Origin of the sequence: Mesorhizobium sp. LNJC394B00 (genome assembly GCF_000502555.1) — a bacterium.
Classification (GTDB): Bacteria; Pseudomonadota; Alphaproteobacteria; order Rhizobiales; family Rhizobiaceae; genus Mesorhizobium.
This window is the reverse complement of record NZ_AYWH01000005.1, coordinates 408432-429509: the sequence shown is the minus strand read 5'-3', so window position 1 is coordinate 429509 and position 21078 is coordinate 408432. Positions and strand designations below refer to the sequence as shown.

Here is a 21078-nt window from a genome sequence, read left to right as displayed (position 1 = left end):
AAAATCCCGCCGCGACTTTAAACGGACCTTGTTTCAGGGCTTGATACGGATATGGACACGACAGCCCAGCACGGCATTGCGAAGGAGGAGCCCACGGGTCCTGCCCCGCGCCTGACGCTGTCCGGCGTCTCCAAAAGCTTTCCCGGCGTGCGCGCGCTGCACAATGTCAGCCTGTCGCTTTACCCCGGCCAGGTTACGGCGCTGATCGGTGAAAACGGCGCCGGCAAGTCGACGCTGGTCAAGATCATGACCGGCATCTACCAGCCGGACGCCGGCACGATCAGCATTGACGGCCAGGCCGTCACCCTGCCCAGCGCGCATGCCGCCTTCGGCCACGGCGTCACTGCCATTCATCAGGAAACCGTGCTGTTCGACGATCTGAGCGTCGCCGAAAACATTTTTCTCGGCCATGCGCCGCGCACGCGGCTAGGCACCATCGACTGGCGCACCATGCGAAAACACGCGCGCGAAGTGCTCGACACCATGCATGCCGGCCATATCGACGCCGATGCGCGGCTGAAAGACCTCGGCATCGCCAACAAGCATCTGGTAGCGGTTGCTCGCGCGATGTCGATCGATGCGCAGATCGTCATCATGGATGAGCCGACCGCAGCCCTTTCGATGAAGGAGATCGAGGAGCTTTTCCTGCTGATCGAATTCCTCAAGGAGGAAGGCAAGGCGATCCTGTTCATCAGCCACAAGTTCGACGAGATCTATCGGATCGCCGATCGCTACACCGTGTTCCGCGACGGCGAGATGGTTGGCGAGGGCCTTATCAAGGATACCGGCCAGAGCCAGATCGTGCGCATGATGGTCGGCCGCTCGGTCGATCACATCTTTCCGCAACGCAAGGCCGAGATCGGCGCGCCGGTGCTGTCGGTCGCTGGCCTTTCGCACCCGACCGAATTCAACGACATCGGCTTCGAACTGCACAAGGGCGAGATCCTCGGTTTCTACGGCCTTGTCGGCGCCGGGCGGTCAGAGGTGATGCAGGCGATATCGGGCATCACCCGCATATCGGGTGGAACGATCACGCTGGAAGGCAAGACGATCACGCCGAAATCGGCGGCGGATTCCATCGAAGCCGGCATCGTCTACGTGCCGGAAGAGCGCGGCAAGCAGGGCGTGGTGATCGGCCTGCCGATCTTCCAGAATGTCTCGCTGCCTTCGCTCAAGCGCACCTCCAAATCCGGCCTGCTGCGATTGTCGGACGAATTCGCGCTCGCCCGCTCCTACACCGAGCGGTTAGANTCGGGCGGCAACCAACAGAAGATCGTCATCGCCAAATGGCTGGCGACGGCGCCCAAGGTGATCATCCTGGACGAGCCGACCAAGGGCATCGACATCGGCTCCAAGGCCGCCGTGCACGGCTTCATGGCCGAGCTCGTCGCGCAGGGCCTGTCGGTGATCATGGTGTCGTCGGAACTGCCGGAGATTCTGGGCATGTCCGACCGCGTCGTCGTCATGCGCGAAGGGCTGGTTGCGGCGGTCTACGATAATAAGGGGCTGGACGCCGAAACGCTGGTCCGGACGGCAGCGGGGATCGCGGCATGAAGGCTCTCCTTAAATACCGCGAGATCTGGCTGGCAGCGGCGATCGTCGTTTTGATTGCTCTGATCTCGACGCGTTTCCCGGCCTTTGCCGACCCCGGCAATCTCGCCCAGGTGTTCAACGACACCTCGATCCTGATGATCCTGGCGCTGGGACAGATGGTCGTCATCCTGACCCGCTCGATCGACCTGTCGATGGCCTCCAACCTGTGCTTCACCGGCATGGTGGTGGCGATGCTGAACGCCGCGCATCCGGCGATCCCGATCCCGCTGCTGATCGTCATTGCGCTGGCCGTCGGACTGGTGCTCGGCGCCATCAACGGCCTGCTGGTGTGGCGGCTGAACATCCCTTCCATCGTGGTGACATTGGGCACGCTCACCATCTATCGCGGCGCCACCTTCGTCCTCTCCGGCGGCGCCTGGGTCAATGCCGACAAGATGAGCCCGGACTTCATCGGCTTCCAGCGCGCAGCTTTCCTGGGCATTCCGGTTCTGTCCTGGATCGCCATACTGGTCATCGCGCTGTTCTTCGTGGTGATGACGCGAACCGCGCTTGGCCGTTCGATCTATGCCATCGGCGTCAACCCGACGGCGTCGGTCTATGCCGGCATCGATGTCGGCCGAACCAAATTCATCGTCTTCTGCATTTCCGGCATGATCGGCGGGCTCGCCGGTTATCTCTGGATTTCGCGTTATGTCATCGCCTCGGTCGAGGTCGCCAATGGCTATGAGCTCAATATCATCGCCGCCTGCGTCATCGGCGGCATTTCGATTGCCGGCGGCATCGGCTCGGTCGGGGGCGCGGTGCTCGGCGCGCTGTTCCTCGGCATCATCTCCAACGCACTGCCGGTCATCAACATCTCGCCTTTCTGGCAGATGGCGATTTCAGGCAGCGCCATCATCCTGGCCGTCGTGCTCAACGCGCGCGGCGAACGCCAGCAGGGACGGATCATCCTGAGGAAAGCGGAAGCGGCATGACCGACACCCCCGCCCCGCGCCACATTCCCGACCGGCTCGACAAGCCGCTCTCTTCAGCGATCTTTTCCTGGGAAGCGCTGCTGGTCGTCGTGGCCGTCGCCATCTTCGCCATCAACAGTTTCGCCTCACCCTATTTCCTAGATGCCTATTCGCTGTCGGACCTGACCTTCAATTTCACCGAAAAAGGCCTGATCGCCTTCGCCATGGCGCTGCTGATCATTTCGGGCGAGATCGACCTGTCGGTCGCCGCCATCATCGCGCTCGCCTCGACCATGATGGGCATGGCGGTACAGGCCGGCGCCGACACGCCGGTGCTGGTGGCTATCGGCATCGTCGTCGGGCTCGGTTGCGGCGCCTTCAACGGGCTGTTGGTGACGAGGCTCGGCCTGCCGTCCATCGTCGTTACCATCGGCACGATGAGCCTGTTTCGCGGCATTGCCTTCATCATCCTCGGTGACCAGGCCTACAAGGGCTATCCCGAGAGCTTCGCCTTCTTCGGCCAGGGTTACGTCTGGTGGGTGGTGTCGTTCGAACTGGTGCTCTTCCTCCTCGCGGCCGTCGCCTACTGGTTCCTGCTGCATCGCACCAGCTTCGGCCGCCGTGTCTTTGCCATCGGCAACAATCCGGTCGCGGCACAGTTTTCCGGCGTTCGCGTCGGCCGCATCAAATTCATCCTGTTTTGCCTGACAGGGCTGATGGCCGGCATCGCCTCGGTGCTGATCACCTCGCGGCTCGGCTCGACGCGGCCGTCCATCGCGCAGGGCTACGAGCTTGAGGTCATCACCATGGTGGTGCTGGGCGGCGTCAGCATTCTGGGCGGCTCCGGCAGCATTGTTGGCGTCGTGCTCGCCGCCTTTATCATGGGGCTGGTGACCTTCGGCCTCGGCCTGCTCAACGTGCCCGGCATCGTCATGTCGATCTTCATCGGCCTGCTCTTGATCTTCGTCATCGCGCTGCCGATCATCTGGCGACGGCTGCGTGGTAACAGCTGATGCCCGAGAAATACGCCTTCAAGATGCAGCTCAAACCCGGCATGAAAGCCGAGTACAAAAAGCGCCACGATGAGATCTGGCCGGCGCTGGTGGCGCTGCTGAGAGAGGCCGGCGTTTCTGATTATTCGATCCATCTCGATGAAGACACCAACATCCTGTTCGGCGTGCTGTGGCGGCGGGACGACCATGGCATGGCCGACCTGCCGAAGCATCCGGTGATGCAGCGCTGGTGGGCGCACATGGCCGACATCATGGAGACCAGGCCGGACAACCAACCGGTGGCCATCCCCCTGGAAACAATGTTCCATATGGCATGAGTGCGCTGCGCCACATCGCCGTCATCGACATCGGCAAGACCAACGCCAAGGTGGCGCTGGTCGATCTCGTCACGCTGAGCGAGGTGGGGTTGCGCCGCATGGCGAACGCGCCGCTGCGACAAGCGCCCTATCCGCATCACGATGTCGAGGCGCTGTGGACGTTTATCCTCAACAGCCTTGCCAGCCTCGACCGCGAACAGCGTATCGACGCGATTTCGATCACCACGCATGGTGCGACCGGCGTGCTGGTTGACGCCTCGGGCGAGCTGGTGCTGCCGGTGCTTGACTACGAGTTCGACGGCCCCGACCGGCTGGCGGCGGAGTATGACGCTGTCCGAGCGCCCTTCGCCAAAACCGGTACGCCGCGCCTGCCGGTCGGCCTCAATCTCGGTGCGCAATTCTTCTGGCTTGAGAAGCGTTTCCCCACCGAATTCGCCAAGGCCGCCGCGATGCTGATGTATCCGCAATACTGGGCGCTGCGCCTGACCGGCGTTGCCGCCAACGAGGTGACCTCGCTCGGCTGCCACACCGATCTGTGGAGCCCTTGGGAGGCGGACTTTTCCTCGATGGTCGACAGGCTGGATTGGCGCAGGCTGATGGCATCGGTGCGGCCGGCCAGGGACCAGCTCGGCCCGATCCTGCCGGCGCTTGCCGCGCGCACCGGGCTCGATCCGCAGACCCCGGTATTCTGTGGCCTGCACGATTCCAACGCCTCCCTATTGCCGCATCTTCTGTCCGACGAGCCGCCCTTCTCGGTCGTCTCGACCGGCACCTGGGTGGTATCGATGGCGGTCGGCGGCAGAGAGATTGCGCTCGATGCTGCGCGCGACACGCTGGTCAATGTCAGCGCGCTGGGCGACCCCGTGCCCTCGGCGCGTTTCATGGGTGGCCGTGAGTTTTCCCAGCTGACCAAGGACAAGCCGCAGGACTGCAGCGGCAGCGAGGTGCTGGCCGTTCTGACAAAAAAGATGCTGCTTTTGCCTTCTACCCAGCAGGGATCAGGACCGTTCCCGCACCATGCCGCGGCATGGCTTGGTGCCGAGGGCATCAGCAAAGGCGAGCGGTTCGCCGCCATCTCCTTCTATCTGGCGCTGATGACGGCGACCTGCCTTGAGCTGATCGGCGCCGACGGCCCGACCACCGTGGAAGGACCGTTTGCCCGCAACCGCCTCTTTGTCGGCATGCTGGCGGCAGCGACCGCGCGAATCGTCATCGCCTCCGAGGCCGCCACCGGCACCAGCATCGGCGCGGCGCTGCTGGCAACGGATCAGTCCGTTCCACACGGCAAGGGCGAGAGAACTGAACCGCAGACCGACCCGGTCTGGGCGGCCTATGTCACCGCGTGGCGCGCGGCAGTCGAGGCGCAAGGCTGATCACAAAATCCGCTTGCCAAAGGCCGACATGACGAAGTTGATGGCGTCGGCGCCGATCCGCGGCTCCAGACCGGCGGTCAGCCCGGAAACATCCATCGACAGCAGACCGCCGGACAGCGAGATCGCCTCCATTGCCTGATGCGTCTCGCGCACCGTCAGCCCGCCCGAGCCCGCAGCCCAGCCGGTAAATTCGGTCGCCGTCGGCGAATAGCTGACGTGAAAGCCCTGCGTGCCCGACGTCGCGATGCGGATCGCCTCATGCATGAGGTCGCGCATGCCCATGGCGTCGATGTCGGTCATGGTGAAGGCCGAGACACGCGAATCCTTGAGCACCCTTGCCTCCGCCGGATCGGCATGGCGCAGGCCGACGATGACGACATTTTCCGGCGACAGCTGCGGCTGCAGTGCGCAGGGCTTGTGATCGAGACCGAGCGCGCGGGCCAGCACCGAGACTTCAGGCATGTCTTTGGCCTCCTCGTACTCGGGCATCAGGGCGGCGATGGAATCGATCCAGATCAGGCCGAAGGAATGCGTCGCGCGCGCCGTTGCGGTCAGCGCCTTGTGGGCGATACGGCGATCGGCGCCGGCAGCGAGCCGGATCAAGCCCGAGGGCGGCCGCTCGACGTCGGCGAGTTCGACCACGTCGAAATTCATCGCCTCCAGACGCGCGCCGGTTCCCTCGCGGGCGATAATCCCGCCGGCTTCCGGTTCGGCCGAGATCGACACCATCTTGCGGCCGGAGAAATCCGCGACGTCGTGCATCGGCGCCTTCCCGACATATTCCGAGGTCATCGCCAGAAGCATGGCGCCATAATTCATGCGGAAGGCGACACGGTCGCCGACGGTAGGTCGCGGATCGGCATCCTGCACATCGAGCAGCAGATGGTCGCTGGAAGCGCCGAGCACCCTCACCCCCTTGGCGATCGGCGTCAGCCCTTCGACCAGCACGTCCTCGCGGCCTATATTGGCGATGGCGCGCAGCCGGTCGCCCTCGTCGGCGAAGACCGGCTGGTTGCCGAAGGCGTCGTAGCCGGATGTGCCGATCGGCCGCGAAGGCTTGAGTTTGACCTCGATGATGTCGCTGGTCAGCCGGCAGGCATCGGGTTCGAGTTCGGGCCACGGCACGTCGCGAAAGGTTTCGACACCGCCTTGCAGGATCGCCTCGCCCACGCGCAGATTGTTGATGCCGGGCGGCAGCTTGCCTTCGAGCAGCAGCGTCAGCGACGACGAGGCGCCGCCGGAAATGAAGTCGAGGCTTTTGCCGGACAGGCGCTCGGTCTTGTAGGCATGGGCGACGAGTTGGCCAAGGTTCTCCGGCGTCGGCATTATGGCGCCGAAGCAGCCGAGATTGGTGCCGATGCCGGCGATGCGCACGCCCTTGAATTCCAGGATCTGCTCGACGGTGGGGATCAGGTCGCTTGGCCAGATGCCTTCGCGGAGATCGCCGAGATCGATCATCAGCATGATATCGTGGACGCGGCCCATGCGCTCGGCAATGCGCGATATCTCGCGGATGGTGGTCAGTTCCGACTGCAGGCTGATGTCGACGGTGCGCACGACCTCCTCGACGCGCGCCATGGGCGGGCTGCGCAGCAGCATGACCGGCGCATTGATGCCGCTGTCGCGCAGCCGGCGGATGTTTTCGAAGCGCGATTCCGCGATGCCGGCAACACCGCCGCGCAGCATGGCCCGCGCCACTTGCGGCATGCCGCATGTGCCCTTCGTAACTCCGAACACCTTGATGCCGGACAGCGCGCAGCGCTCGACGATGGTGCGGGCGTTGCGCTCGATGCGGCCAAGGTCGATAGCGACTTGCGGTCCCGACATTTCGTCACTCAGGGTTTGTAGAATCTGTCAGCCAGATGCATCTTCCAGATCGTCGTACGATATTTGTCAAACTTTGCGCAGTGACGGCCTCAATGTTGGAAACCAGAGCAATTGTATGTGGGCACGTCTTTCGATCGGAGAGGCCGGTGACGCTGGTCGTTCATCATTTCGATGGTGAGTGGCAACTGACCTGCGGCGAACATGATCATCCCGCGGACTGTGGAGATTTCGAAGTTATCGGTCTCGGCCATTTGACCGCCAGGCAGGAAAACTTGGCACAGATTGGCCAGCTTGAGCGCGGATGGCTTGCCGAATGGGTGCACGGCGAATGGACTCGATGCCAACACGACGACTAGAGCTCCCTCAGTTCCCGTAGACCAGCCCTTGCGGGTCGATCTCCGGCTTGCGGCCGGCGACGAGGTCGGCCAGGAACTTGCCCGAGCCGCAGGCCATGGTCCAGCCGACATGGCCGTGGCCGGTGTCGAGGTAAAGGTTCTTGTATTTCGCCTTGCCGATGACCGGCACCGAGTTGGGCATCATCGGCCGCAGACCTGCCCACAACAGCGCCTTCTTCTCGTCGAAAGCGCCAGGGAAAAGGTCTTTGCCGGTGCTCAGCATAGACTTGAAGTCGCTGGGCTTGAAGCTGCGGTCGAAGCCGGTGAACTCGGCTGTCGAGGACATGCGCAGGCGGTTTCCGAGCCTGGAGTAACCAACCAGCCGGTCCTCGTCGGCGCCGCCCATGGTCGGTCCCTTGCTCTCGTCCTCCAGCGGGATGGTCGCGCTATAGCCTTTAACCGGATAGACGGGCAGGTCGATACCGTAGCGGCGACCGATCAGGCCGCTCTCGGGGCCCATGGCGATGACGACGGCGTCGCCCGTCACCGGGCCGGCCGATGTCATGACCGCACGTACCCAGTCGCCCTCTATGTCGAGCCCCTCGACCGTGGTGTCGAACAGGAATCTGACGCCGAGCTTTTCGGCGGCATAGGCGGCCAGCCCATCGACGAATATCCTGGAATCGCCGGTCTGGTCGATTGGCGAATAAACGCCGCCGGCGATCTTTTCCTTCACGCCGGCGAGCCCGGGCTCAAGTTCGACCAGCCGGTCGCGGCCGACGATCTCGATCGGCAGGCCATGCTTTGCCAGAAACTGGTAGTTGTCAGTGCCGGTGTCGAGACTGTGCTGCGAGCGGAAGAAATAAAGAATGCCCTTCTTGCGCTCGTCATAGTGGATGCCGGTGGCGTCGGAGAGCGCGTTGATGCAGTCGCGCGAATAGAGCGCCAGGCGCAGTTTGACCTGGCTGTTGGCGCGCAGCCGGGCCACGGTGCACTGGCGCAGGAAACGCAGGCTCCAGGCGAGGAAATAAGGATCGAAGCGCAGCCTGACCTTGATGCCGAGATCATGGTTCCAGAGAGCGCGCAGGAAGGTCTTCAGCGCCGCCGGCGAGGCCCAGGCGGTGGCGTCGCCCGGCGACACCAGACCGGCATTGGACTGGCTGGTGCCGCGCGCCGGCGCCGGATGGCGCTCGATAACGGTGACCTCATGGCCGTCGGCGGCCAGATAATACGCGGCCGCGGTGCCGACAACACCGGCTCCAAGCACCGTTATCTTCATGCCACCCCCCAAAGCTCTTCGCGGCGCAGCGCCTCCACGCCGCATCGCCAATGCCTTCAATAGCGCTTCGCCGCGCGCCTTGCGAGCCCTCGGAAGTGCCCGGCTCAGCCCCGCGCGGAGTTCTTGCCGGTGAGGATGCGCTCCCAGGCGAGCGCATCGGCGACGATCTGGTCGAGGTCGTCGCGTTGCGGGGTCCAGCCGAGTTCGGCGCGTGCAAGGTCCGAATTGGCAACCACGGCGGCGGCGTCGCCGGGGCGCCGGTCGCCCATCTTGACCTCGAAATCCCGGCCGAAGGCGCGCCGCACGCTGTCGATGACCTCGAGCACCGAATAGCCGTGGCTGTAGCCGCAATTGGCGACGAGGCTGCCGCCGCCGGCGCGCAGCCGCTGCAGCGCCAGCCGATGCGCCGCGGCCAGGTCGCTGACATGGATATAATCGCGCATGCAGGTGCCGTCCGGCGTCGGATAATCGGTGCCGAACACCTGCATGAAGGGGCGTTTGCCGAGCGCGGTCTCGCAGGCGACCTTGATCAGATGCGTGGCGCCAGGCGTCGACTGACCCGTCCGGCCCCTGGGGTCGGCGCCGGCGACGTTGAAGTAGCGCAGGGCCGTGTAGCGCAAGGGATGCGCAAGCGCTGCGTCGCGCAGCATCCATTCGCTCATCAGCTTGGACAGGCCGTAGGGCGATTCCGGCGCCAGGCGGGCATCCTCGCGCACCGGCTCCAGGCCGGCGCCGCCATAGACGGCGGCGGTCGAGGAGAAGATGAAATGCGGCACGCCCTCTCGTACCGCGGTTTCGATCAGCGTGCGCGTCTTCGAGGTGTTGTTCTCGTAATAGGCGAGCGGGTCGACAACCGATTCCGGGACCACGATCGAACCGGCGAAGTGGATGATCGCGTCGACCTTGTTATCCCGGATGATCTGGCTGACCAATTCCCTATCGGCGACATCGCCGACGACCAGCTTGGCCTCCGGCGCCACCGCCCATTCGAAGCCCGTGGAAAGGCGGTCGAGAACGACGACGCTCTCGCCGGCATCCAGCAGTTCCCAGACCATGTGGCTGCCGATATAGCCGGCGCCGCCCGTTACCAAAACCGTCATCCGCGTCCTCTTTTACTCATAATTTGTCGGAAACTGTCTCAATCACCGCCTTACTGGAAAGCCTGCGGCAAGGCCATTAGAAACGCCTGAATGTTAGATCCGTAACAGTCTCACCGGCCTGTGGCATCGTACGGAAACAAAATTGATCCACATCAAGGGAATAGGCCACGATCTGGCATCGTTAGGAACAGGCTTGGGGCGTGGCATTTTGACCAAAACGGCCCAGTGGACGACGAATGGGCCAACGATTATGATCCCGCGCAAAACTGGGAAGGCGACATGAACTATCAGCGGTTCTTCGAGGAAGCGATCGACCAGCTCCACGCCGAGCGGCGCTACCGGGTTTTCGCCGATCTCGAGCGCATTGTCGGCAAGTTTCCGCGCGCTATCTGGCGTTCCAACGGCCGCGCCGAGGAAATCACCGTCTGGTGCTCCAACGACTATCTCGGCATGGGCCAGAACCCCGATGTCATCGCCGCTTTCCAGAACGCGGCCGGCAAGATGGGTTCGGGCGCCGGCGGCACCCGCAACATTTCCGGCACCTCGAACCCGTTGGTCGAGCTTGAGCTGGAACTGGCCGACCTGCACGACAAGGAAGCCGCGCTCGTCTTCACCTCCGGCTTCGTCTCCAACGAGGCCTCGATTTCGACCATTGCGCGGCTTTTGCCCAATTGCCTGATCATTTCGGACGAGCTCAACCATGCCTCGATGATCGAAGGCGTGCGGCGCTCGGGTGCCGAAAAGAAGATCTTCCGTCACAATGACGTCGCGCATCTCGAAAGCCTGCTACAGGCGGCGGGCCGCGAACGCGCCAAGCTGATCGTGTTCGAGAGCGTCTATTCGATGGATGGCGACATCGCGCCGATCAAGCAGATCGTCGAACTGGCCGAACGCTACAACGCCATGACCTATATTGACGAGGTCCATGCCGTCGGCATGTACGGACCGCGCGGCGGCGGCATCACCGAGCGCGAGGGGCTGGCCGACCGCATCGACATCATCGAAGGCACGCTGGCCAAGGCGTTCGGCACGCTGGGCGGCTATATCGCCGGCAACAGCGCCGTCATCGACGCGGTGCGCTCCTATGCGCCGGGCTTCATCTTCACCACGGCGCTGCCGCCGGCGATCGCCGCCGCCGCCACCACGTCCATCCGCCACCTCAAGCGGTCGCAAGCCGAGCGCGATGCGCAACAGCGCCAAGCGTCGCGGACCAAGGAGGTTCTGTCTGCAGCCGGCCTGCCGGTGATGGAATCGCCGACACACATCGTGCCGGTGCTGGTCGGTGACCCCGAACTCTGCAAGATGGCCAGCGACCGTCTGCTCGGCGTGCACGGCATCTACATCCAGCCGATCAACTATCCGACCGTGCCGCGCGGCACCGAGCGGCTGCGCATCACGCCGACGCCGTTCCATACCGATACCCTGATTGCGGGACTGCAGGACGCGCTGGTCGAGACATGGGATGCGCTGGGCATTCCCTACGGCTCCGCCGGACGGCCCACTGTCGCCAAGAGCGACCGGATTGTGCCGCTGCTTGTGCCGAAGTCGGGCGGCTGAAGCCGCCGCCCATTCACCTCAAACCGTCCTCATCCATCCCGCCAGCCGGTGTGCCGCTTCCTCGAGTTGGTCGAGGCGGCGGTGGAAGCACAGGCGCAAAAACGCCTCTCCGCCAGGGCCGAAGGCGGTGCCCGGCGCCAGGCCGACATTGGCCTTGTCGACGATGTCGAAAGCAGCCCGGCGCGGATCGGTGATGCCGTCGACCGTGAAAAACAAATAGAACGCGCCTTGCGGCACGGTGAAGCGCGCTTTGCCGGTTGCGCCGAGAATATCGCAGACCAGGTCGCGCGCTTTCCTGGCGCGCTCCACCTGCTCGACGATGAAGGCATCACCGTGGTCCAGCGCCGCGACGGCGCCGCGCTGCATGAACTGGGCGACGCCTGAGGTCGAATACTGGATCAGGTTCTCGAACACCTGCTGCAGCTCGGGATGGGTCTTGATCCAGCCGACGCGCCAGCCGGTCATCGCCCAGTTCTTGGAAAAGGAGTTGACGAACAGGATGCGGTCTTCCGCGGTCGAAATGTCGAGGAAGGACGGCGCACGGCCGTGGCCGTAGTGGAACAGCGAATAGATCTCGTCGGCGATGATCCACAGGCCATTTTGGCGGGCGAGATTCAGGATCGCCTGCAGCGTTTCCTTATCGGCCGTCCAGCCGGTGGGGTTCGATGGCGTGTTGACGAACAGCGCCTTGGTGCGCGGCGTCACCGCAGCCGCAATTTTGTCGATATCGCAGGACCAGCCATTGCCCGACTGGTCGAGCGTGACCGCAACCGGGGTAGCGCCGGAAATACCGGCGGCGGCGGCGAAATTCGGCCACGCCGGGGAGAGATAGACCACCTCGTCGCCGCTGCCGGCGACCGCGGCTAATGCCAACTGAATGGCATGCATGCCGGAACCGGTGGCGATGAATTCCTCTTCGGCGAAGCTCTTGCCGAAATGCCTGGCATAGTAGCGAGAAAGCGCTTGCCTCAGCTCCGGAATGCCTTTCTGCCAGGTATAGAAGGTCTCGCCATTGGCTAGCCCCTTGGCGGCGGCTTCCGAAATGAAGGCAGGCGTCGGCAAATCGCCTTCACCGGCCCAGAGCGGGATCATGCCCTCGCGCGTACGGCCGTAATTGACGACGGCGACAATGCCGCTTTCGGGGGCGGCCACCGCTTCGGCGCGCAAGCTATCGATCAGGGTCATGACAGGTCCGTTTTGATGTCCGCTTTGATGCATGTCATTATCCAGAACCGCTGCGCACTTATGGGCGACATGCATTGGCGGATGCTCTTAGCAGATGCGGCAACAGAAAACCCCGGCCGCGAACGACCGGGGTTTTGGTCCAGAAATCTGGCCTTGTCTATTTCCTGGCGAGGAGATCGCGAATCTCGGTGAGCAGTGCGACGTCAGCCGGCGGCGGAGCCGCAGGTGCGGCCGGCTTCTCGCGCTCGAGCCGCTTGCGCATGTTGTTCACGGCCTTGACCATAAGGAAGATGATGAAAGCCAGGATGACGAAATTCAGCGCCACGGTGATAAAATTGCCGTAGGCGAACACCGCGCCTTCCTTACGCGCGTCGGCAAGATTGGTCGAATGCACTGTTGATGAGAGGCCTATGAAGTAGTTGGAAAAGTCGACGCCACCAAGTGCGCCGATGAAAGGCATGATGATGTCATTGACAAGAGAATCGACGATCTTGCTGAAGGCCGCGCCGATGATGACGCCGACCGCAAGGTCCATCACATTTCCTTTGGAAATGAATTCCTGGAATTCTTTCAGCATTCGACCCTCCTTGTCATGACGGACCGCGCTGCCGCCGTCCCTCCGGCGTCGGCCCGTGCGCACCATAACAAAAACCTGCGGTTGCAACAGAAGCAAAAGCTGGAAAACACCGCTTTCTCCTTACCTTGGGTCACGGTTCGACAGGGCCGCGTCGCGGCCATGCGCCGGAAAGCCGCGATGGACTTGACCTTAGAGCTGTGATTGCCTCTGGGCAGGCCGGGGTGAAAGCTGGCCGAGGAGGATTTTCGGGCCGTGCAGGGCTGGTTCATCGTCATCATTGCGGTCGCCTATGTAACGCTGCTGTTCGTCATCGCCAGCCTCGGCGACCGGCGTTCAACGGCGCTGGGACCCGGCCGCGCCCGGCCCTTCATCTATGCGCTCAGCCTCGCCATCTACTGCACCTCCTGGACCTTCTTCGGCTCGGTCGGCCTGTCGTCCGAGCGCGGCCTCGAATTTTTGGGCATCTACACCGGGCCGGTGCTGGTGTTCGTGTTCGGCTTTCCGCTGCTCAATCGCATCGTGCGGCTGGCCAAGAGCGAGAAGATCACCTCGATCGCCGACTTCCTGGGCGCCCGCTATGGCAAGAGCTTTGCCGTCTCGGCGATCGCCACGCTGATCGCCACCATCGGCGCGGTGCCCTATATCGCACTGCAATTGAAGGCGATCTCCGGTTCGGTCGGCCTGATGGTCGAGCATTATACGGGATCGCCGCCCTCCTTCGATCCCTTCGTCAGCGACATCTCGCTGGTGGTGGCCATGCTCTTGGCGCTGTTTGCGGTGCTGTTCGGCACCCGCCATGCCGACGCCACCGAGCACCAGGACGGGCTGGTGCTGGCGGTGGCGGTCGAAACCGTGGTCAAGCTCGCCGCCTTCCTGGCGATCGGCCTGATGGTCACCTTCCTGATCTTCGGCGGCCCGGGCGACATGATCGACAAGCTGGCCGAAAACAGCCAGGTGCGGCAGGCCATGGGCTACGACACCTCGCTCGCCACCTGGCTGGTGCTGACTTGCCTGAGCGGCTTTGCCATCATCATGCTGCCGCGCCAGTTCTACGTCACCATCGTCGAGAACCGCGGCGAGGCCGAACTGCGCACCGCGACCTGGGTGTTCCCGCTCTATCTCGTAGCGATAAACCTGTTCGTGCTGCCGATCGCCTTCGCCGGCCTGGCGCTGGTCGGCACCAAAACCACCAGTGACCTCTATGTGCTGGCACTGCCCTTGTTCGGCGGCCATGACTTCCTCGCCATGGCCGCCTTCATCGGTGGGCTGTCGGCGGCGACCGCCATGGTGATCGTCGAAAGCGTGGCGCTGTCGATCATGATCTCCAACGACCTCGTCATCCCGCTGTTCGTGCGCCGCCTGCTCAAGACCACGACCTCGGAGAATGAGGATTGGTCGACGCTGATCCTCAACGTGCGGCGCGGCGCCATCTTCATCCTGTTGTTCATTGCCTTCCTCTACTACCGCGAAAGCACCAACTCGGCGCGGCTGTCGTCGATCGGCCTGATGTCGTTCGCGGCAATCGCCCAATTCGCGCCGGCGCTGATCGGCGGGCTGATCTGGCGCGGCGCCAATGGCCGCGGCGCGGCCCTTGGCATGGTCGCCGGCATCCTCGTCTGGGGCTATACGCTGCTTTTGCCGTCGCTCTCGGCAGCCGACGCGGACATCGTCGTGCAGGGGTTGTTCGGTTTCGAGGCGCTGCGGCCGCAGGCTCTGTTCGGCACCGTCGCCGAACCGTTGAACCACGGCGTGCTCTGGAGCCTGTCGGTCAACACGCTGTTCTTCGTGCTCGGCTCGCTGTCGCGCGCGTCAGTGCCGCTGGAGCGGATCCAGGCGTCGATCTTCGTGCCGCGCGAATCCGGCCCGATGCCCAGCCTGCGCCGCTTCCGCACCGCCATCACCGTCAACGTGCTGAAGGACACCATCTCGCGCTACCTCGGCGTCGAGCGCACCGAGCGCTCCTTCCAATCCTTCGAGAAAAGCAATGGCGTCTCGCTGCACGGCAATGAGCAGGCCAGCATGGATGTCATCCGCTTTTCCGAGCAGCTGCTGGCGAGCGCGGTCGGCTCGTCTTCGGCGCGGCTGATCCTGTCGCTGCTGTTTCGCCGCAACGACCGCGAGTCCAAGGACGCCTTTCGCCTGCTCGACGACGCCACCGAAGCGCTGCAGCACAATCGCGACCTGCTGCAGATCGCGCTCGACCAGATGGAGCAGGGCATCACCGTATTCGACCGCGATTTTCGTCTGATCTGCTGGAACAGACAATATCGCGCGCTGTTCGACCTGCCCGACGAGATGGGCCAGGTCGGCGTCTCGCTCGACCGCATCCTGCGCCACCTCGCCGAGCGCGGCGATATTCCGGCCGACCAGCGCGTGGCGATGCTCAACCGGCTGACCAGCTTCGTCAGCCCATGGCAGATGGAGTTGAAGACCAGTGGCCGTATCCTCGAACTGCGCTCCAACCCGATGCCGGACGGCGGAATCGTCGCCACCTATGCCGACATATCAGGACGCGTCGAACAGGATTTGGCGCTGAAGCGGGCCAATGAATCGCTGGAGCAGCGGGTCAAGACGCGGACCATCGAACTGACTAGAGTCAACGAGGAGTTGACCCGGGTCAATGAGGAGCTGGCGCAGGCGCAGATGCTGGCCGAGGAGGCTAATCTGGGCAAGACGCGCTTCCTCGCCGCCGCCGGCCACGACATCCTGCAGCCTTTGAACGCCGCCCGTCTCTACTGCTCGTCGCTGATCGAAAAAGCCGGCAAGGGGCCGGCGGGCAAGGCTGCCGTCAACATCGAATCCTCGCTCGAATCGGTCGAGACGATCCTGGGCGCCGTGCTCGACATTTCGCGCCTCGACGCCGGCGCAATGAAGCCGGACGACAGCGCCTTCCGCCTGGACGGGCTGCTGCGCCAGATCGGCAATGATTTTCAGCCGCTCGCCGCCGAAAAGAAACTCGATCTGACGATCATAGCCTCGTCGCTCAGCGTGTTGACGGACCGCAACCTGCTGCGCCGGCTGATCCAGAATCTGGTCTCCAACGCCATCAAATACACCCCCCATGGCCGCATCCTGGTCGGCGTGCGACGGCGCGGCGAACTCGCGGAAATCCAGGTGATCGACACTGGCATCGGCATTGCCGGCGACAAGCTGAACACGGTCTTCAACGAGTTCACCCGGCTGGACGAAGGCGTGCGCGAGGCCGAAGGTCTCGGCCTTGGCCTGTCCATCGTCGACCGCATCGCGCGGGTGCTGCGGCTCGAGATCCAGATCTTTTCCAACCCGGGCAAGGGTACGCGCTTTTCCGTTATCCTGCCGGTTGCGGCGGTTGAGGCGCCGCGGCGCGAGGTCGAGCCGAAGGCGCCTGCCCGCACCGCGAATTCGCTGGCCGGCCTGCGCGTCATGTGCATCGACAACGACGCCCGCATCCTCGACGGCATGCGGCTTCTGCTCGAGGGCTGGGGCTGCAGCATCGGCACGTTTTCGGGTTCGGAGGATTTTGGCAGGGCCGATCGTCCCGACATCGTGCTTGCCGACTATCATCTCGATGGCAGAAGCGGCCTCGACATCATCGCCCGCCTGCGTGACATCCATGGTTCGGACCTGCCGGCCGTGCTGGTCACCGCCGACCGCTCCACCGAGGTCCGTGCCGCTGCCGCCGCCCTGGACGTGCCGGTGATCAACAAGCCGCTGAAGCCGGCCGTGCTGCGTTCCATGATGGCAAGGGTCAGGCCGCTGGCATCGGCGGCCGAGTAGGGTTCAATGCATGTCGCCCAGAAGTGTGCCCCGGTTCTGGGACCACGACATGCATCGAACAAGAGCTAAAGCGGGTCGCATGAATCCGTTCAGCGCGATGCGCTTTAGCCTGCTGGCTGCAACGGATCGCTGCCGATCTTGGACAGCTGGATCACCGCCTGGGTGCGGCTGTCGACGCCGAGCTTTTGCAGGATGGCCGAGACATGCGCCTTTACCGTCGCTTCGGAGACGCTGAGTTCGTACGCGATCTGCTTGTTGAGCAGGCCTTCGGCCAGCATGCCGAGGACACGCGTCTGCTGCGGCGTCAGCGCCTGCAGCCGCTTGATCAGGTCGGATATTTCGGGGTCGCGCTCGACGCCGAGGTCGATGCCGACGGGGGCTGCGATATCGCCTGCCAGCACCGTCTGCACGGCGCTGCGGATTTCCTCCATGCTGGCCGATTTGGAGATGAAACCGGATGCGCCGAGATCGAGCGCGCGCCGGATGGTCACCGGGTCGTCGTGGGCCGACACCACCACCAGCGGCACCGCCGGGTGGATGCCGCGCAGCGCGATCAGACCGGACAGGCCGCTGGCGCCCGGCATCGACAGATCGAGCAGCACGAGGTCGACATCCTCATGGGCCACGACCAGCGCCTTGGCGCTTTCGAAATCGCCGGCCTCGTGAATGGCGGCGACATCGCCGACGCCGGCAAGCGCCTCTTTCAAGGCGCCGCGGAACAGCGGATGGTCGTCGGCAATGACGAAGGTGTAGCCCGACGGCAAATGTTCCTCCCCAAATCCCTTATTGATTATCGGCTTTTACGGGACCGGACGATTATGCGGCGAAGCGCTTTGTTTCAAGCGGCAATGGCCGGACGGGGCATTTCCCCGCCGGGCAGTTCAGGTCTTTTTCGAATTGAGATTGGCGCCGTCATCCTTGTCCATTTCCTTGACGATGCCCATGAAGCCGCGCAGCATGCGCTCCATATAGCTCATCGTCTTGTCGAAATCCTCCTCGCTCGGCAGCTTCGATTCGAGGCGGGCGGACAGCGAGTTCTCGAGCTTGGCGACGCGTTCGTCCATTGCTTTCATCGAGGCCTGCAAACGGTCGACTTCGTCCTGGAAGGCGGCGCGTTCGTCGGCGGCCATCTTGCAGACGAGCTGGCCGGAGCGCTCCTCGCAGATCGACATGGCGCCGGTCCGGGTGTCCATGCGGACATAACCGTTGGCGGATTTTTCCAGCCGGTAGCGGTCGGTCTCTTCGGACCAGGCCGATGCCGCAACCAGCGAGACCAGTGCGGCGGGGATCAGTATGTGCTGCAGACGCATGTTCCATCCTCCACGAGCCAGTATGCGCAACCTATCACAGCTTTGCGCCGTAAATGCGGACGAGTTGCCCTTCCCCGCATGATCGGTTCGGATTATAGCGCAACCATGTCTCAGATTATCTACAAGATCGCGCCCGAAGCGCTTTGGCGCGAGGCCGAGAAAAACGGCCGTTTCACCGGCGCTCCGATCGATATCGCCGACGGCTTCATCCATTTCTCCACCGCTGATCAGGTCAGGGAGACGGCGGCGAAGCATTTCGCCGGCCAGATGGATTTGCTGCTGATCGCCATCGACGGGGCGCTGCTCGGTGACGCGCTGAAATACGAGGTCTCGCGGGGCGGCGCGCTGTTCCCGCATCTCTATGGCGTGCTCGATATGAGCGCCGTGCTGTGGGTGCGGCCACTGCCGCTCGGGGCCGACGGCGCCCATCAATTCCCGGCGCTGGAGGCCGAATGATCGTGTTCGATCGCATCGGCCAGAAACTGCTGTTCACCTTCGATCCGGAAACGGCGCATGGCATGTCGATCGCGGCGCTGCGATGCGGTCTGCCGGTCGGCGCGCGGACGGTGCGCGACGACAGGTTGAAGCTCAGCCTCTGTGGCATCGCCTTCCCCAATCCGCTCGGCATGGCCGCAGGCTACGACAAGAACGCCGAGGTGCCCGACGCGCTGCTTGGCCTCGGCTTCGGCTTTGCCGAAGTCGGCACCGTGACGCCGCTGCCGCAGGCCGGCAATCCGAAGCCGCGCATTTTCCGGCTGACTGAGGATGATGCGGTGATCAACCGCCTGGGCTTCAACAATGAGGGCCACGAGGCGGCGGAAAAACGCCTTGCCGCGCGCCAGGGACGCGGCGGCATTGTCGGCGTCAACATCGGCGCCAACAAGGACAGCGCCGATCGTGTCCGTGACTATGAGTTGGGCGTTTCCCGTTTTGCGAAATACGCCAGCTATCTCACCGTCAACATCTCGTCGCCCAACACGCCCGGCCTGCGCACCATGCAGGCGCGCGAACAGCTCGGCGAACTGTTGTCTCGGGTCATGTCGGTGCGTGCAGCAGCTTCGGCGCAGCCGCCCCTCTTCCTGAAGATCGCGCCCGATCTGGTCGAGGCCGAGCTTGAAGACATCGCCGCCGAAGTCAGCGAGAAGCAGATTGACGGCGTCATCGTCTCCAACACGACGCTGGCGCGAACCGGATTGCGTAGCGCCACCAGCGAGACCGGCGGGCTCTCCGGCAAACCGCTGTTCGAGCGTTCGACCATCGTGCTGGCCAAGATGCGCAAATTGCTCGGGCCGGAGCGCGCCATTATCGGCGTCGGCGGCGTCGATTCGGCCGAGAACGCGCTGGAGAAAATCCGCGCCGGCGCCGATCTCGTCCAGCTCTACACCGGCATGATCTATGCCGGGCCGGCGCTGCCGGGGCGCATCCTTGCCGGGATGGTGCGATTTGCCGACAAGGAGCGGCTGAAATCATTGCGCGAACTGCGCGACAGCCGGCTCGATCAGTGGGCTGCCAGGCCGCTCTAAAACGCCGTGCGCAACCGGAGCCGCAGGATGGCCAGCAGGCTGAAGCCGCGCACCAGCAGGAAAACGTGCAGCGCCGCCCACAGGCCGTGATTGCCGAGAGACGGCGCCAAGCTGAACAATGCGGCGCTGAAGGCCAGGAACGACACCAGCATCATGTTGCGCATGTCGCGCGACCACGTGGCGCCGATGAAGACGCCGTCCATCTGGAAGGCCAGCACGCCGCTCAACGGTGTCAGTGCCGCCCACGGCAGATAGATGTCGGCAACAGCACGAACGTCCTGCGACGTGGTGATCAAAGAAATCAGGCCGGCGCCGCCGAGCCAGAAGATCAGCGTGGCGGTTCCGGCGAGGCCGAACCCCCAGAATAAGGTCAGACGTACCGCCCGGCGGAACGCCGTCTCGGCACGTGCGCCGATCGCGCGTCCCGCCAACTGTTCGGCCGCGGTGGCGAAACCGTCGAGAAAATAGCCGGCGACGAGGAAGAAGTTCATCAGCACGGCATTGGCGGCCAGCGTCAGCGTGCCGAACTGCGCGCCCTGGCGGGTGAACAGCGCGAAAGCGGCGAGCAGCGAGAACGAGCGGATCATGATATCGCGGTTGAGCGACAGCATGCGCAGGAAAGCGGGCATGTCGAGCAGGCGATGCCGCGGCAGGCGGGGTGCGGCCCGGAAGCGCCAGACAACGATGGCGAGACCCAGCAGCATGGCCAGACATTCGCCGGTGACGGTCGCCCAGGCCACGCCGGCGACGCCCCAGCCAAGCTTCAGGCCGAGCAGGATGCAAAGCACGATGTTGATGCCGTTGAGCACCGCCTGCAGCATCAGCCCAAGCCCGCCCTCGCCGCGTCCAAGGACATAGCCGAGGATGGCGTAGTTGATCAGCGTGAAGGGGGCGGCGAGCATTCTGATGTGGATATAGACGCCCATCGCTTCGCCGACGCGCGCCTCGCCGCCGATGAATTTCTGGCCGGCGATGGCAATCAGCGGCGCAAGGACGACAAGCACGATGCCGGCGGCGACCGCGATCAGCACGGCGCGCCAGAACACCGCCTGCTCCTCCAGTTCGTCGGCGCGCCCGAACGCCTGGGCGACGAGGCCGGTGGTGCCGGAGCGCAGGAAATTGAAGGTGCTGAAGACGACGTCGAAGATCAGCGCCCCAGCCGCCAGGCCGCCGAGCAGGGCGGCATCGCCGAACTGCCCGACCACCGCCGTGTCGGCGATGCCGAGCAGCGGCGTCGTCAGATAGGCGAACGTCATCGGCACGGCGATGGCGAGCACCGAACGGTTGGTGACGGCGAAGGGTCTCGCGTCGGCTGGGGTTGCACCCGTGTCCAGGGGATTGCTGCCTTGCTGATTGCGGCTTGATCGAACAGCCGATGTGCCCCATTTTCCGGCCACCGCGCAATCACTCTTGCCGTGA

The 21078-nt window shown here is 63.9% G+C and carries 18 protein-coding genes; 10 read left to right on the top strand and 8 right to left on the bottom strand.

Features of this window, described 5'->3' with window-relative positions; all coding sequences use genetic code 11:
• The first annotated feature begins 51 nt into the window (after positions 1-51).
• From X751_RS144775 to X751_RS144795, 5 genes are read left to right on the top strand one after another with little or no spacing between them, the layout of a single operon-like run.
• Positions 52-1554 carry a sugar ABC transporter ATP-binding protein gene (locus X751_RS144775; RefSeq protein WP_023745315.1) on the top strand — a complete coding sequence of 501 codons (1503 nt, stop codon included), beginning with the start codon at positions 52-54 and terminating at the stop codon, positions 1552-1554.
• The gene (locus X751_RS144780) at positions 1551-2528 is read left to right on the top strand and encodes an ABC transporter permease (protein ID WP_023745314.1); all 978 of its coding nucleotides are present in this window, start codon (positions 1551-1553) and stop codon (positions 2526-2528) included. The genes X751_RS144775 and X751_RS144780 overlap by 4 nt, the downstream gene beginning before the upstream one ends.
• Positions 2525-3520: an ABC transporter permease gene (locus tag X751_RS144785; RefSeq protein WP_023745313.1), complete on the top strand. Its 996-nt coding sequence runs from the start codon at positions 2525-2527 to the stop codon at positions 3518-3520. Before X751_RS144780 ends, X751_RS144785 begins: the two co-directional genes overlap by 4 nt.
• The gene (gene rhaM / locus X751_RS144790; protein WP_023745312.1) at positions 3520-3837 is read left to right on the top strand and encodes an L-rhamnose mutarotase; all 318 of its coding nucleotides are present in this window, start codon (positions 3520-3522) and stop codon (positions 3835-3837) included. Before X751_RS144785 ends, rhaM begins: the two co-directional genes overlap by 1 nt.
• Positions 3834-5210 (top strand): FGGY-family carbohydrate kinase, encoded by a 1377-nt coding sequence (locus X751_RS144795; RefSeq protein ID WP_023745311.1) that lies wholly within the window; start codon positions 3834-3836, stop codon positions 5208-5210. The genes rhaM and X751_RS144795 overlap by 4 nt, the downstream gene beginning before the upstream one ends.
• On the opposite strand, the gene X751_RS144800 is transcribed toward X751_RS144795, so the two are convergent.
• Entirely contained in the window at positions 5211-7037 is a 1827-nt protein-coding gene (locus X751_RS144800; RefSeq protein WP_023745310.1) for an alanine racemase, read from the bottom strand.
• 146 nt (positions 7038-7183) lie between these two features.
• Between X751_RS144800 and X751_RS144805 the strand changes: the two genes are divergently transcribed.
• On the top strand, positions 7184-7393 hold the full coding sequence (locus tag X751_RS144805) for a hypothetical protein (protein ID WP_023745309.1): 210 nt from the start codon (positions 7184-7186) through the stop codon (positions 7391-7393).
• Between the two features lie 7 nt (positions 7394-7400).
• On the opposite strand, the gene X751_RS144810 is transcribed toward X751_RS144805, so the two are convergent.
• Together X751_RS144810 and galE are read right to left on the bottom strand one after the other, a co-directional pair.
• Positions 7401-8651 carry a D-amino acid dehydrogenase gene (locus X751_RS144810; RefSeq protein ID WP_023669653.1) on the bottom strand — a complete coding sequence of 417 codons (1251 nt, stop codon included), beginning with the start codon at positions 8649-8651 and terminating at the stop codon, positions 7401-7403.
• A 104-nt stretch (positions 8652-8755) separates the two neighbouring features.
• Positions 8756-9751 carry a UDP-glucose 4-epimerase GalE gene (galE, locus tag X751_RS144815; protein ID WP_023745308.1) on the bottom strand — a complete coding sequence of 332 codons (996 nt, stop codon included), beginning with the start codon at positions 9749-9751 and terminating at the stop codon, positions 8756-8758.
• Positions 9752-10030: 279 nt separating this feature from the next.
• Here galE and hemA point away from each other — a divergent pair, with 279 nt between their 5' ends.
• Positions 10031-11308, top strand: coding sequence for a 5-aminolevulinate synthase (gene hemA / locus X751_RS144820; protein ID WP_023745307.1), 1278 nt, complete (start codon positions 10031-10033; stop codon positions 11306-11308).
• An 18-nt stretch (positions 11309-11326) separates the two neighbouring features.
• Here the strand turns inward: hemA and X751_RS144825 are convergent, their stop codons facing one another.
• Together X751_RS144825 and mscL are read right to left on the bottom strand one after the other, a co-directional pair.
• A complete protein-coding gene (locus X751_RS144825) occupies positions 11327-12493 on the bottom strand; it encodes a pyridoxal phosphate-dependent aminotransferase (protein ID WP_023745306.1) in 1167 nt (388 codons plus the stop codon).
• 157 nt (positions 12494-12650) lie between these two features.
• Positions 12651-13070 (bottom strand): large conductance mechanosensitive channel protein MscL, encoded by a 420-nt coding sequence (gene mscL, locus X751_RS144830; protein ID WP_023681933.1) that lies wholly within the window; start codon positions 13068-13070, stop codon positions 12651-12653.
• A gap of 252 nt (positions 13071-13322) precedes the next feature.
• Between mscL and X751_RS144840 the strand changes: the two genes are divergently transcribed.
• Positions 13323-16826: a PAS domain-containing hybrid sensor histidine kinase/response regulator gene (locus tag X751_RS144840; RefSeq protein ID WP_023745305.1), complete on the top strand. Its 3504-nt coding sequence runs from the start codon at positions 13323-13325 to the stop codon at positions 16824-16826.
• Positions 16827-16930: 104 nt separating this feature from the next.
• Here the strand turns inward: X751_RS144840 and X751_RS144845 are convergent, their stop codons facing one another.
• Positions 16931-17590, bottom strand: a complete 660-nt coding sequence (locus X751_RS144845) for a response regulator transcription factor (protein ID WP_023740729.1) — start codon at positions 17588-17590, stop codon at positions 16931-16933.
• Between the two features lie 117 nt (positions 17591-17707).
• Positions 17708-18136 carry a hypothetical protein gene (locus X751_RS144850; RefSeq protein WP_023745304.1) on the bottom strand — a complete coding sequence of 143 codons (429 nt, stop codon included), beginning with the start codon at positions 18134-18136 and terminating at the stop codon, positions 17708-17710.
• A 105-nt stretch (positions 18137-18241) separates the two neighbouring features.
• Here X751_RS144850 and X751_RS144855 point away from each other — a divergent pair, with 105 nt between their 5' ends.
• Both X751_RS144855 and X751_RS144860 read left to right on the top strand, forming a co-directional pair.
• Positions 18242-18592, top strand: a complete 351-nt coding sequence (locus X751_RS144855) for a DUF952 domain-containing protein (RefSeq protein ID WP_023669645.1) — start codon at positions 18242-18244, stop codon at positions 18590-18592.
• Complete coding sequence (locus X751_RS144860) at positions 18589-19659, top strand: quinone-dependent dihydroorotate dehydrogenase (protein ID WP_023711402.1); 1071 nt, start codon at positions 18589-18591, stop codon at positions 19657-19659. The genes X751_RS144855 and X751_RS144860 overlap by 4 nt, the downstream gene beginning before the upstream one ends.
• On the opposite strand, the gene X751_RS144865 is transcribed toward X751_RS144860, so the two are convergent.
• On the bottom strand, positions 19656-20993 hold the full coding sequence (locus tag X751_RS144865) for an MATE family efflux transporter (protein WP_023745303.1): 1338 nt from the start codon (positions 20991-20993) through the stop codon (positions 19656-19658). The genes X751_RS144860 and X751_RS144865 overlap by 4 nt on opposite strands.
• Between the last annotated feature and the right edge of the window lie 85 nt (positions 20994-21078).